Annotated in this window: 13 protein-coding genes; 4 read left to right on the top strand and 9 right to left on the bottom strand. The window is 41.5% G+C overall.

What is annotated here, in order from left to right; all coding sequences use genetic code 11:
• Positions 1-11: 11 nt before the first annotated feature.
• The 7 genes from WDA22_10230 to WDA22_10200 all read right to left on the bottom strand — a co-directional run bounded on the left by WDA22_10230 (position 12) and on the right by WDA22_10200 (position 6,309).
• Complete coding sequence (locus WDA22_10230; GenBank protein MFA5833839.1) at positions 12-524, bottom strand: hypothetical protein; 513 nt, start codon at positions 522-524, stop codon at positions 12-14.
• The gene (locus WDA22_10225; protein ID MFA5833838.1) at positions 521-1,090 is read right to left on the bottom strand and encodes a hypothetical protein; all 570 of its coding nucleotides are present in this window, start codon (positions 1,088-1,090) and stop codon (positions 521-523) included. The genes WDA22_10230 and WDA22_10225 overlap by 4 nt, the downstream gene beginning before the upstream one ends.
• On the bottom strand, positions 1,080-1,676 hold the full coding sequence (recR, locus tag WDA22_10220) for a recombination mediator RecR (GenBank protein MFA5833837.1): 597 nt from the start codon (positions 1,674-1,676) through the stop codon (positions 1,080-1,082). Before recR ends, WDA22_10225 begins: the two co-directional genes overlap by 11 nt.
• 87 nt (positions 1,677-1,763) lie before the next feature.
• Complete coding sequence (locus WDA22_10215) at positions 1,764-2,369, bottom strand: D-sedoheptulose 7-phosphate isomerase (GenBank protein MFA5833836.1); 606 nt, start codon at positions 2,367-2,369, stop codon at positions 1,764-1,766.
• A 62-nt stretch (positions 2,370-2,431) separates the two neighbouring features.
• Positions 2,432-3,175 carry a geranylgeranylglyceryl/heptaprenylglyceryl phosphate synthase gene (locus tag WDA22_10210; GenBank protein MFA5833835.1) on the bottom strand — a complete coding sequence of 248 codons (744 nt, stop codon included), beginning with the start codon at positions 3,173-3,175 and terminating at the stop codon, positions 2,432-2,434.
• On the bottom strand, positions 3,175-5,994 hold the full coding sequence (alaS, locus tag WDA22_10205; protein MFA5833834.1) for an alanine--tRNA ligase: 2,820 nt from the start codon (positions 5,992-5,994) through the stop codon (positions 3,175-3,177). Before alaS ends, WDA22_10210 begins: the two co-directional genes overlap by 1 nt.
• Before the next feature lie 33 nt (positions 5,995-6,027).
• Positions 6,028-6,309: an ATP-dependent Clp protease adaptor ClpS gene (locus tag WDA22_10200; GenBank protein MFA5833833.1), complete on the bottom strand. Its 282-nt coding sequence runs from the start codon at positions 6,307-6,309 to the stop codon at positions 6,028-6,030.
• A 261-nt stretch (positions 6,310-6,570) separates the two neighbouring features.
• Here WDA22_10200 and WDA22_10195 point away from each other — a divergent pair, with 261 nt between their 5' ends.
• The 4 genes from WDA22_10195 to WDA22_10180 all read left to right on the top strand — a co-directional run bounded on the left by WDA22_10195 (position 6,571) and on the right by WDA22_10180 (position 11,725).
• On the top strand, positions 6,571-7,962 hold the full coding sequence (locus WDA22_10195; protein MFA5833832.1) for a glycosyl hydrolase 53 family protein: 1,392 nt from the start codon (positions 6,571-6,573) through the stop codon (positions 7,960-7,962).
• Between the two features lie 114 nt (positions 7,963-8,076).
• A complete protein-coding gene (locus WDA22_10190; GenBank protein ID MFA5833831.1) occupies positions 8,077-10,497 on the top strand; it encodes an aconitate hydratase in 2,421 nt (806 codons plus the stop codon).
• Between the two features lie 73 nt (positions 10,498-10,570).
• A complete protein-coding gene (locus tag WDA22_10185) occupies positions 10,571-11,008 on the top strand; it encodes a BrxA/BrxB family bacilliredoxin (protein ID MFA5833830.1) in 438 nt (145 codons plus the stop codon).
• A 63-nt stretch (positions 11,009-11,071) separates the two neighbouring features.
• Positions 11,072-11,725: a phosphoribosylanthranilate isomerase gene (locus tag WDA22_10180; GenBank protein MFA5833829.1), complete on the top strand. Its 654-nt coding sequence runs from the start codon at positions 11,072-11,074 to the stop codon at positions 11,723-11,725.
• A gap of 71 nt (positions 11,726-11,796) precedes the next feature.
• Here WDA22_10180 and WDA22_10175 read toward each other — a convergent pair whose 3' ends face one another.
• A complete protein-coding gene (locus tag WDA22_10175; GenBank protein MFA5833828.1) occupies positions 11,797-12,171 on the bottom strand; it encodes a DUF4406 domain-containing protein in 375 nt (124 codons plus the stop codon).
• A 147-nt stretch (positions 12,172-12,318) separates the two neighbouring features.
• Positions 12,319-12,564, bottom strand: coding sequence for a hypothetical protein (locus WDA22_10170; protein ID MFA5833827.1), 246 nt, complete (start codon positions 12,562-12,564; stop codon positions 12,319-12,321).
• Positions 12,565-12,567: the final 3 nt, after the last annotated feature.

The following is a 12,567-nucleotide window of genomic DNA, read 5'->3' as shown; positions in this document are numbered from 1 at the left end:
CAATAATATATTTAAAAATTCGACTCATCCCGCCATCGGGTAATTTTCCAGATATCGGCGGTCTGCGCTCGCTCCAGTATCCAGTTTGCATAGCCGTCGACTCGAACGATGTCGTTTGTGCTGAATGTAACTGTTAAGTTAAAATTACGGGTTATGGTTGCCTTCAAACTGTCTGCTTCAACGTTCGATGAGATGATTGTGTTCCAAACGAGATCCAACCGCTGGACATTCTGAAATAAACCATACGTAGTGCGAATATCATCGTCTCTTCCCCAGAAAACATCGACTCCCTTGTCGTAATCACGATAAATAAAAATAAAGTTCGACGCAAGAACTTGTCCGTAAATAGTTGAATCGCGAAATGCATACGCCTGCTTGAAGTTTTGAAAAACACCGTCTATCTGGTGCTGATCTCCCAAAATGGATTGGTTATTGGATAATGAAGTATCAAGTGTAGGTGCGAATGGATTATCGCATCCCAACAGCATGACGATTCCAATACCAAACATGATAGGCAGTTTCATTTTGCAAATTGACCTTTCAATTCGCTCCAACTTGAATCCTTTTTCGTTTCAAAATCAACCCAGCGATGAATTGCCCAGATATTATTTTTATTGGGAGAAAGATACAATTCACTTCTTCCGGTAAATTGTTTTATGGTGGTTCGTGAATGTGGAATAAAAACAACATAATCCACCGTGTACGAAGCGGAGTCTGATTGGTACTGCACATTGGAAACAGGCGTAAACGATAATTGGGGGGAAGAGGCATTTCCTATTTCCGTAATGGCATTGCGAAAATACTCTGTCTCTGAAGTTTTGTTCCACGAGCTAAACACCGATCCATATCGTGTGAAGGCGGATTGCGTTGGAACAAAGATGAAATTTGAGTCGGCGAAGAGCTTTTGATATTCCTGAATATTTTTTTGTTGGAACGCTGTCGAGAAATTCGAGATCAGCATGGATGGGGAAGTTGCATTATCCAGCGTCTGATTATCAGCAATGGGGTTCTCTGGATCTCGTGTATCGAACAGGTTGCAGGAGAGGAACAACAATGAAAGGAGAATAATATATTGTTGTTTAGAGCGCAACTCTTCCCTCCAGCGCGCGAGTTAAGGTTGCTTCATCTGCAAATTCAAGATCGCTACCGATAGGAAGTCCACGTGCTATGCGCGTCACTTTCATAGAAAGAGGTTTTAATAGCTTTGCCAAATAAAGAGTAGTTGTTTCTCCCTCTACATTTGGATTAAGAGCAAGAATAATTTCCTGCACATCATCATTCAGGCGCGTTAAGAGTTCCCGCACTTTCAAATCTTCCGGTCCAACTCCATCCAATGGTGAAAGAGCACCGCCAAGCACATGATATAATCCATTGAACTCATGAGTCTTTTCAACAGCAATCACATCATTCGGTTCTTCCACAACACAGATGATCTTACGATTCCTCTTTTGACTGGCGCAGATGGAGCACGGATCGCTTTCCGTGATATTGAAGCAAACGGTACAATAACGCACTTTGTCTTTCACATCGATCAAAATTTTTGAAAAATTCACTACTTCTTCGCGCGGCATTTTTAGGATATGCATTGCCAAACGTTGCGCAGTTTTGCGACCGATGCTCGGAAGCGAGGCAAATTCTTCAATAAGTTGTTCGATTGTCTCCGACGTAAAGATCATAATGCCTTTTTATCTTATATCAAGGTTATGTTTTAATAACTTTCTGTTCTGTCTGTTTTCGAAAATCTGCTGATCTAACGTCTGATGTTAACCAAACATTTCTTGTTCAACTTCTTGGAAGATAATGTGGCCGATGGTGATGTGACCTTCCTGAATTCGTTGTGTATCATTGGAAGGAACAATAATGGCAAGATCGCACAATTCTTTTGCATTTCCCCCATCTTTACCAAGAAAACCGATGGTTGAGATTTTCATTTCCCGCGCTTTACTAAACGCATTGTTTACGCTGGCGGAATTTCCACTTGTAGAAATTCCGATTAATACATCTCCCTCGTTTCCTAATGCTTCGATGGAACGGGCAAACACATTATCATAGCCAATATCATTGGCACCAGCTGTCAGATTGGAAGCATCGGTTGTCAATGCAATCGCCGGCAGCCCGGGTCGCTTAATGTTGGGTGAAAGTCGTATAACGAATTCCGTTGCGAGATGCTGAGCATCGGCCGCGCTTCCGCCATTGCCGCAAAGAAGGACTTTCTTTTTATTATTGAATGCTTTGATGATGATGTCGATTGCTTTGGAAATATCACCATTACATTGTTCTGCAATCTTTAATTTCGTCTCAGCGCTGGCTTTCAGCGAATCCTGAATGAATGATTGACGATAAAGAAGCGTGAGTGGTAAATGGGCCATTGAAGTTAAAAGTTAAAAGTCAAAAGTATAAAATAAAAAGTGCCGTAAGAAATGATAAGCAATTATGAATTATGAATGGCTGAGGCAAATTCTTTCATTAAATTTGCGTTGCCATTCTTTTCAAGAATAGTTCCGGTAACGATGAACTTTGCACCGGCTTGTACTTTCTTATGTGCTTCATCTGGTGTTCGCATTCCACCGCCAACAATGAGAGGGACAGAGCAATGTTTGGCAATAGCGCCGATCATTTCTTCGGGAACGGATTGTTCTGCGCCCGATCCCGCTTCAAGATAGATCATTTTAAAACCAAGAATCTCCGCCGCCAATGCATGTGCTACTGCGATATCCGGCTTATGTCGGGGGAGCGGGCGGGTGTTGCTGATAAATTCTGCTGAGGTTGTTTTGCCGGATTCAACAAGCATATATGCAGTTGAAATTGCTTCCAAACCAATCTTTTTAACAATCGGTGCTGCAAGTACTTGATTGCCAATTAATTGTTCGGGGTTTCTGCCGCTTAAGAGAGATAAAAATAAAATTGCATCAGCATGTTTTGATATCTGCATCACTCCACCGGGAAAGATTACCACGGGGAGTAATGTATGCTGTTTGATTGATGTAATGCAATGTTCAAACGAATCGTCTACAATCAAACTGCCGCCGACAAGGAATGCATCGACCCCGGCTTCGGTTGCTTGCTCTACAAAGGAGGGAAGTTTGTCTGTTCCAATTTTGTCAGGATCAATCAGAACAAAATAACCAGCCCCTTTGGATTTCGAAGTCGAGAGAAGTTTTTCGTAAATAGACATTAATTCAACATTCCTTTCACGACATCGGAAAAATTCTTCAATGTGTCGTCCAATTTTGCTACATCTTTTCCACCGGCGGTCGCAAGATGTGGTTTCCCGCCGCCTCCGCCATTCAATTGTTTTGCAATAATACCGACGACTTTACCCGCCTGAAGATTCTTTGTTTTAATAAGATCGTCGCTGACAATGCAGACGAGGGCGACCTTTTCATCAATGACAGATGCAAGAAGACCGATGCCGCTGCCGATTTTTGCACGCAGATTGTCTCCGAGCGATTTGAGTGCATCCATATCTTGTGCTGCAATCCTGGAGCTGATCACTTTGAATCCATTTAGTGAACCAGCCGATTGTACCAATTGATCGATGTTTCCGCTTGCGGATTGGACTGCTGCCTTCGCTTTTTCTTTTTCTATGATCTTTTTCTTATCACTTAATTCTAAAATGTAGTTTTCCAACGAATGGAAGCGGCTGAGTTGGTCTGCAAATTCCTTCTTGAGATCCTCGGTAACGATGTTCTGCGGAATTTCAGGAAGATCTTCAAATTTCCTCAATGTTGTATCCAATCCAAGAACCTTTTCGTTGGAAAAAGGGGACGAAGCTCCAAGAGCGGTATGCATTTCTTGAATGCCATCAATCATGTCGTACGAAAGCTCAATTCGTTCTCTATATGTTTTGTTTTGCAGTTTAAGATATTCAAGAGCATAATCATACGTCAATGCTTCCACACGTCGAACGCCGCTTGCACTGCTCGCCTCTGTCCGTATTTTAAAATACCCAATTTCACCGGTATTTTTCACATGGATACCACCGCAGAATTCTTTGCTGAAATCACCAAACTGCACAACATTCACCCGATCTCCATATTTATCTCCGAAGAACATTAAAGCACCCATTTTCTTTGCATCATCGAATGGAATGTTACGATGATGCTGTAACAGGACATTCTCTTTAATTTTTTCGTTGACGATGTTCTCAATTTCAATCAATTCCTGTTCACCAACCTTGGCAAAATGTGCAAAGTCAAATCGGAGATAATCAGGAGCAACGAGCGAACCGGCCTGATGGACGTGTGTTCCCAATGTTTGACGCAATGCGGCATGCATCAAGTGTGTTGCGGTATGATTCCGCATGATGGAATATCGTCGTTTCGGATCGACCTTTGCGACTGCCTCGTATCGGGCGGAATATTTCGGTATGTCAGTCCCAAGAATATGAACATGAACCTTCCCGCTTTTCTGTGTGTCGACGACCGGAAATGATATTCCATCGATGACGATTTCGCCTGCATCTCCGAGTTGTCCACCGGATTCTGCATAAAATGGGGTGGCATTTAATACGACGAGATTCTTTTCGGAATTTAATATAGCAGCGCGTGTCTCCGTCAGTTCATATCCTAAGAACTGGAACTCCTTTTCGAATAACTCGGTGGAGATTTGACGGGCAGATTCTTTACTTTGAATCGCAATACGTTCGCTTTCAGAGATATCGCCGCCGCCGTGCAATTTTGAATCACGCGAACGTTCGCGCTGTTCATCCATCAATTGCGCAAATGTTGCTGCGTCAACGGAAAGTCCGCGTTCTGAACAGAGCAGTTGAGTCAAGTCCAGCGGAAATCCAAACGTATCATATAATTTGAATGCCGCTTCGCCGGGAAATACTTTTGACTGTTTTAATCCTTCAACAGTCTGTTCAAATATCTCCAAACCGCGGTCAAGTGTTTGGTTGAAACTCTCTTCTTCACTTTTAATAACGCGTTCAATGTGTGATTGATGTTCTTTGATTTCCGGGAATACATCGCTCATGGTATCAACGAGTGTTTGCACAAGCTGATACATGAATGGCTCACGAAGGTCGAGCTTTCGTCCCCAGCGCGATGCGCGGCGAAGAATTCGGCGAAGTACATATCCACGTCCTTCGTTGGAGGGGGTTGCTCCATCGCCGATGGCAAATGTTAAAGCGCGGATATGATCTGCAACAACGCGCATAGCAACATCTGTATCCGAATGACTTGCTTTATATCCTTTTTGGGCAATCTCAGAAATTTTTGCGATGATCGGCGTAAAAACATCGGAATCATAGTTCGACGGGAATTTTTTGAAACTGGACTTCATTGATTCCATCACTGCGCAAACACGTTCGAATCCCATTCCTGTATCGACATGCTTCGCCGGAAGTTCGGTCAAAGTACCGTCTGTATTACGATTGTATTGAATGAACACGAGGTTCCAAATCTCGATGAGTTCAGGCGATCCTGCATTCACCAATGCTTCCGGTGCATCACCACGGTGGGTCAGATCGATGTGGATTTCAGAACAAGGGCCGCATGGTCCTGTATCACCCATTTCCCAGAAATTTTCTTTCTCACCAAAACGAAGAATTCGGGATGGATCAATATATTGTTCCCAGATTTTTGCGGCTTCTTCATCTGTCTTATAAACAGTAACCCAGAGACGTTCTTTCGGCATCTTCCAACGTTCTGTCAATAATTCCCATGCCCAGGCAATTGCTTCTTTTTTATAGTAGTCGCCAAACGACCAGTTGCCAAGCATTTCGAATAACGTATGGTGATAGGTATCGCGTCCAACCTCTTCAAGGTCGTTATGTTTTCCGCTGACACGAATACACTTTTGTGTATCGGCTGCGCGTGTATAATCACGTTTACCTGTCCCAAGGAAAATTTCTTTGAATTGATTCATTCCGGCATTGGTAAAGAGTAATGTCGGATCGCCATGGGGAATTACCGGCGCACTGTGAACAATGGTATGTTGTTTTGATTTGAAAAAATCTAAAAAAGATTGTCGAATTTCGCGTGATGTCATATTCTGTAGTAATTCTCTCTGTTTTCTGTTTATCTAAACTTCGACCTGTGTCATCAATTCAATTTCTTCAAGAATGCTAGTTACTTGAAGACATTTGACCAATTCACCGGTGAATACACATGATTTTCCGGTATGATGGACTTCAAGTGTCATTCGCTCTGCGGTTGGCAGGTCACATCCAGTCGCTTTTATGATCTGATTGATTACTTCGTCAAAGGTATGCACCTCATCGTTGAACAAGATCGCTTTCGCAGGATGCTGCGTTTTGACCTCGTCGATGACTTCTTCTTCGGTTTGGGTAATTTGGTCAGTCATAATTTATGTTAATTAATGCTTAAAATACGTAAAAATTAAAGGATGAGCAAGAAACGTGCATTGATCAATAATCGATCAATAATCGAGAATTTATTGAGTGAATTAATGATGGTACGAAGAGAAATAGAAAAATTATTGCAATGAATACTCAATCAGAATAGGTATTCATAAATCAAATATTGTGTACATTAAAAAAGTCTATTTTTAAGTGATTCCAAAAAATACTGGATAAAAAACCATATTCCACTCTCTATCAGTTTCATGAATTCTTCTCTTCAATTAATTTATTCAGTTCTTATCTCTATTGTAGTGTTTACCTCACTTCAAGGACAATCAAAATTCATCATTGGAGCCGACGTTTCGTATCTCGACCAGATCGAACGACATGGAGGAGTACATAAAGACAGTGGTAAAATAAAAGATGTCTTGCAGATTCTGAAAGATCATGGATATACGCATATTCGTTTGCGCATTTGGCACACACCGGTTGATAGTATCAATGACTTAACGAGCACAATATCCATTGCCAAGAGGGCCAAATTATTGAATATGAAATTACTATTGGATTTCCATTATTCGGATACGTGGGCCGATCCTGCAAATCAAACAAAACCAAAAGTATGGCAAAATTCATCATTTGCCGCATTGAAAGAGAGTGTATATACATACACCCGTTCTGTTTTACTGAGAATGAAAAATGAAAATGTCTACCCGGAGATGATTCAAATAGGGAATGAAACTATTTGCGGAATGTTATGGTATGACGGAAATGTCTGTGGCAGCTATAATAATGCTACACAATGGTCTCAATATGCCGCGCTTGTCAAAGAAGGAGTTCGTGCTATCCGTGAGACTGAAAACGACAGTGGATCCACAAAGATCATTCTTCATATTGATAAAGGAGGAGACAGCAATGCAAGTCAGTGGTTTTTTGACAACATCACTGCGCAACAAATTCCATTTGATATTATCGGACTATCTTTTTATCCATGGTGGCATGGTACGTTCTCTCAACTTGATGATAATATAAGATCGTTAATCAGCAGATATTCAAAACAAGTTCTTGTGGTCGAAACCGCTTATCCATGGACGCTGCAATGGAATGATAATAGTACCAATATTGTTGGATCGGAGAGTCAACTTTTATCGGGATATCCGGCAACGCCCGATGGTCAGGCGAAATTTCTGAAAGATCTATCCTCGCTCTTAATGATGATACCTGATGGGAAAGCGTTTGGTCTTTTTTATTGGGCTCCGGAATATATCGTTGCTCCCGGAATGGGTTCTGTTTGGGAAAATGTAACACTCTTTAATTTTTCAGGCGATGCATTAAAATCTGTCGGGGCAATCACGGCAGTGCAAGAGAATATTTACAAAACGGAACGTCCATTAGAATTCAATCTCTTTCAAAACTATCCCAATCCATTTAATGGAAAAACAGTGATGCAATTTTCCCTTTCACATGCTGACAATATCAGCATCAAGATTTTTGATCAATTGGGAAGGGAATTAGGAACAATTACAGATCAATGGTTCAATGCAGGGATGAATTCGGTAACATTTAATGCAGTCAATCTTCCGAGTGGTTTGTATATTTGCAGATTGAGTGCAAAAACAACTGTTCAAGCAGGGAAAATTGTTCTGATCAAATAATGTATTGTAATCTCCAGCAATATTAACTGAATTTTCCTTCCTTGCAGTCAACCGTAACTCTGCTTATATTTAACAACTTTCAAGCATCCTCAATATTGTAGAAAGACATTCACAATGATTTTCGACTTAGAAATGATCAAAAAAGTGTATTCCGGCTACGGAGCAAAAATTGCTGCGGCACGGACCCTGGTTGGAAGACCTTTGACACTCACAGAAAAAATATTGTACGCTCACTATTTTGAAACACCAAAAACCGCGGGAGAACGGGGCAAGAGTTATGTTGACTTTGCACCGGATCGTGTTGCGATGCAGGATGCCACGGCTCAAATGGCCCTTCTTCAATTTATGTCCGCAGGAAGAAAAACTGTTGCCGTCCCATCCACCGTGCATTGCGACCATTTAATTCAGGCAGAAGTCGGTTCAGCCAACGACCTGCTTCGCGCTAATACGGATAACAAAGAAGTGTACAGCTTCCTTGCCAGCGTTTCCAATAAGTATGGAATCGGTTTTTGGAAACCGGGAGCGGGAATTATTCACCAAGTTGTCCTTGAAAATTATGCATTCCCCGGCGGAATGATGATCGGAACAGATTCGCATACACCGAATGCTGGCGGACTTGGAATGATTGCAATCGGCGTCGGTGGTGCAGATGCTGTTGATGTGATGGCGGGAATGGCGTGGGAATTAAAATTTCCCAAAGTGATTGGTGTTCATTTAAAAGGGAAGATGAACGGATGGACATCTGCGAAAGATGTTATTCTAAAAGTAGCAGGGATCCTGACCGTAAAAGGTGGAACCGGTGCAATTGTAGAATATTTTGGTGAAGGGACGAATTCTATTTCCGCCACCGGGAAAGGAACCATCTGTAACATGGGTGCAGAAATTGGTGCAACCACGTCAGTATTTCCGTACGATTCGAGAATGGGAGATTATCTCCGTTCAACAAAGCGTGATGAAATTGCTCGGCTTGCAGAAGGAATTGCAGAACATTTACGACCGGATGCAGAAGTGCTTGCAAATCCCGGCCAATACTATGACCGCGTGATTGAAATTAATTTGGATGAACTCGAACCGCATGTGAACGGACCATTTACTCCTGATCTTGCATGGCCGATCTCACAATTTGCAAAAGCAGTGAAAGAAAAAGGATATCCCGAAGAATTAAAAGTGGCTCTCATTGGAAGCTGCACAAATTCATCATACGAAGATATTGAACGAGCAACATCTGTTGCGCGGCAAGCTTTTGCTAAAGGATTGAAAGCAAAATCTGACTTTACGATTACACCCGGAAGCGAACAAATTCGTGCAACGATTGAACGTGATGGACAATTGAAGACGTTGACGGATTTCGGAGGGATGGTTCTGGCAAACGCTTGCGGTCCATGTATTGGCCAATGGAAACGTCATGATGTAGCAATGGGAGAGAAGAACTCAATTATCACATCATACAACAGGAATTTCACGGGACGAAACGATGCTAATCCGGCAACACACGCATTTGTTGCAAGTCCTGAGATAGTGACCGCCTTCGCGATTGCCGGCAGACTTACTTTCAATCCTCTGACCGACACTATCGAGAATGCAAAAGGAGAAAAGGTGAAACTCGATGCTCCCAAAGGAGACGAGCTCCCGAAAAACGGATTCAAACCGGATGAAGAAGGATTTGTCGCTCCGGCCAAAGATGGTTCAAAAGTAAAAGTAGCAGTCAGTGTAAAAAGCGATCGATTACAATTACTTGCGCCATTCAAAGCGTGGGAAGGAAAAGATCTGGACAACCTTCGCGTGTTATTGAAGGTGAAAGGAAAATGTACTACGGATCATATTTCTCCTGCTGGAAAATGGCTGAAATATCGTGGTCATCTTGACAACATATCCAACAATATGTTTGTTGGTGCTGTCAACGCATTCAGTGGTGAGGCGGGAAAAGGAAAAAACCTGTTCACTGGTGATGTGAAAGAATATTCTGCCGTTGCGCGTGATTACAAAAAACAACAAATCGGATGGGTAACGATTGGTGATGAAAATTATGGCGAAGGATCATCGCGTGAACACGCTGCAATGGAACCTCGTTTCCTGGGTGGACGAGCAATTATCGTAAAGAGTTTTGCCCGTATTCATGAAACGAATTTGAAGAAACAAGGAATGTTGGCGTTAACGTTTAAAAATCCTGCTGATTACGATCTGATCCGCGAAGATGATATCGTTGCAATTCGAGGTCTTTCGAAATTTGCTCCGGGAGTTCCGTTGATTTTGGAATTAAAGCATAGTGACAACACAATGGATTCTATTGAACTGAATCATACGTTTAATGATGGACAAATTGGTTGGTTTAAAGCGGGAAGTGCATTGAATTTAATAGCTCAGCAAATGAAGCCGATCAGCACTAAAAAGAGAGCAAAGAAAAAGAGTTTTAAAAAAGCTGTTAAAAAATCGGCGAAGAGGTCTCCGAAAAAAAAGGGTAAAACAAAACCGACGAAGAAAAAAGCTGTTGCAAAAAAGAAAGCAGCAAAGAAAACTGTAAAACGGAGAAAATAGTCGGGAACGTTTCTCGTCGTTTTCTGCGTTACTATAGTGAGAATCATTTTTACCAATAAAATAAAGGAAGAATATGCCGTTCGATCCAGTGATGATCCAACCATTCCGTGATGAACTGTTGGACTTGGGAATTAAAGAATTATATACACCACAAGATGTTGATAGTACCATCAGCAATAACAAAGGAACGTTGCTTGTTGTCGTCAATTCCGTCTGCGGTTGTGCTGCAGGAAAAGCAAGGCCAGCAATACGGAAAGCGTTACAACATGCGAATGTACCAGATCACAAAGCGAGTGTATTTGCAGGACAGGAACTTGAAGCAACAGCACGGTTGCGTGAACAATGGCTCCAGGGGATTCCGCCATCATCACCTTCAATTGCTCTCTATAAAGACAATGAACTTGTTCATTTCATTCCTCGATTCAAGATTGAAGGACGCATTGCGGATGAAATTGCTGCAGATTTGATTGCAGCATTCGATGAATTTTGCGGCAATAAAGTAACAGCGTAAATACGGTTAAATATGTTGCCACAGAGACCACAGAGTAATCTGTTGATCTGTGGCATTTTTTTTATGAGCACACCTAAAGTAAAAATCTGTTGTATATCGTCTATTGAAGAAGCACATCTCGCAATCACTTATGGTGCTTCTGCCCTTGGGCTGGTTTCAGCAATGCCGAGCGGTCCTGGACCAATTTCTGAAGATCTGATTACAGAAATTATTGCGACTGTTCCGCAACAGATTGCCACATTCTTATTGACGAGCAAACAGGATGCGGAATCCATTATTGCTCAACAAAAGAAAACAAAAGCAAATACACTACAACTTGTTGATGCTGTTTCCACTGAAGTCTATTCTAAATTACGGAACGAACTTCCCGGAATATCAATTGTGCAAGTGATTCATGTCCTCAATAACAATTCAGTAGAAGAAGCACAATCTATTGCACCTTGGGTAGATATGATCTTGCTTGATTCAGGTAATCCAAATCTCACGGTAAAAGAATTGGGGGGGACGGGAAGAAAACATGATTGGAAATTGAGTCGACAAATTGTTGCATCGGTCAATAAACCGGTATTTCTTGCTGGTGGATTAAACAGTGAGAATGTGTGTGAAGCGATTGATGTTGTTCAACCGTACGGTGTGGATCTCTGTAGCAGTGTGCGAACAAACGGAAAATTGGATGAAGTGAAATTAAAACGATTTTTTACTGCGGTAATGTCGTAGCTGGTTTTACTATATCGAAAAATCTGAAAAACTCTCGAGTGGTGTCATTGCAATGACTTTTTCAACTGTCTCTAATTGATAATCGGAATAGATTCTATATCCAGATAAATAATTTTTCCTTTTGCTTTTGCTGTAGCAACCATTTCATCTGCCCCTTTCGATGGCCCGCCGATTCTCAATACTGCATCGCAATGATCGATCAGTTTCACGGCAATAGGGTGAAAGATATCATTGAAAATGTCATCGCCTATCTGTTTTGATCCAGCCTCTTCAATCAACGGCAATGCAAACCATTCTCCCAATACGGGCATATGCCCCATCCGGAATACTTCCAATGCCATTGTTGTCATTGCTTTTACATTTGCTTCGATTAAACTAGGATCGTCATTCGTTCCGGATCGATATGGTCCGGCGACGAGAATCATTAAGGATTTGGTAGGAGTCATTTTTTATTACTTGTAGGGTGATAGAAATTGAATGACAATGTAGCAGAGGTAGAGGTAATATCCTAATAGAAATTACTGGTTATGGTATTCTATTTGTGATAAAGTTGAGGACTTGTTTCTTTTTATTAATGAGATTCACATGGGCAATTACGTTTTGTGTCTCAATTTTCTAACAATATCAATACCAGCCAATAATATTCCGATGCCCAATAAACTGTAACCAATAAACCGGTCATCCCCGGTAAACAACCCAGCTAATACAAAACCAAATGCTAATCCTCCCAATGGAGAGAATTTATTTTGCCCTTTATGCTTATTAATGACAAAGAAAAGAATAGCAATGATTATTAATGTAGCGAGGAGAATAGGGATAAAAATAATTGATATGTCCATATT

The sequence above is a fragment of the Bacteroidota bacterium genome (assembly GCA_041658205.1).
Lineage (GTDB): Bacteria > Bacteroidota > Ignavibacteria > UBA10030 > UBA8401 > UBA8401.
This window is presented reverse-complemented; position numbering and strand designations above follow the sequence as displayed.

Coding starts and splice junctions, on each gene's coding strand:
- WDA22_10230 (MFA5833839.1), bottom strand. CDS start 524: ATGAAACTGCCTATCATGTTTGGTATTGGAATCGTCATGCTGTTGGGA.
- recR (MFA5833837.1), bottom strand. CDS start 1,676: ATGATCTTTACGTCGGAGACAATCGAACAACTTATTGAAGAATTTGCC.
- WDA22_10215 (MFA5833836.1), bottom strand. CDS start 2,369: ATGGCCCATTTACCACTCACGCTTCTTTATCGTCAATCATTCATTCAG.
- WDA22_10210 (MFA5833835.1), bottom strand. CDS start 3,175: ATGTCTATTTACGAAAAACTTCTCTCGACTTCGAAATCCAAAGGGGCT.
- alaS (MFA5833834.1), bottom strand. CDS start 5,994: ATGACATCACGCGAAATTCGACAATCTTTTTTAGATTTTTTCAAATCA.
- WDA22_10200 (MFA5833833.1), bottom strand. CDS start 6,309: ATGACTGACCAAATTACCCAAACCGAAGAAGAAGTCATCGACGAGGTC.
- WDA22_10195 (MFA5833832.1), top strand. CDS start 6,571: ATGAATTCTTCTCTTCAATTAATTTATTCAGTTCTTATCTCTATTGTA.
- WDA22_10190 (MFA5833831.1), top strand. CDS start 8,077: ATGATTTTCGACTTAGAAATGATCAAAAAAGTGTATTCCGGCTACGGA.
- WDA22_10185 (MFA5833830.1), top strand. CDS start 10,571: ATGCCGTTCGATCCAGTGATGATCCAACCATTCCGTGATGAACTGTTG.
- WDA22_10180 (MFA5833829.1), top strand. CDS start 11,072: ATGAGCACACCTAAAGTAAAAATCTGTTGTATATCGTCTATTGAAGAA.
- WDA22_10175 (MFA5833828.1), bottom strand. CDS start 12,171: ATGACTCCTACCAAATCCTTAATGATTCTCGTCGCCGGACCATATCGA.
- WDA22_10170 (MFA5833827.1), bottom strand. CDS start 12,564: ATGGACATATCAATTATTTTTATCCCTATTCTCCTCGCTACATTAATA.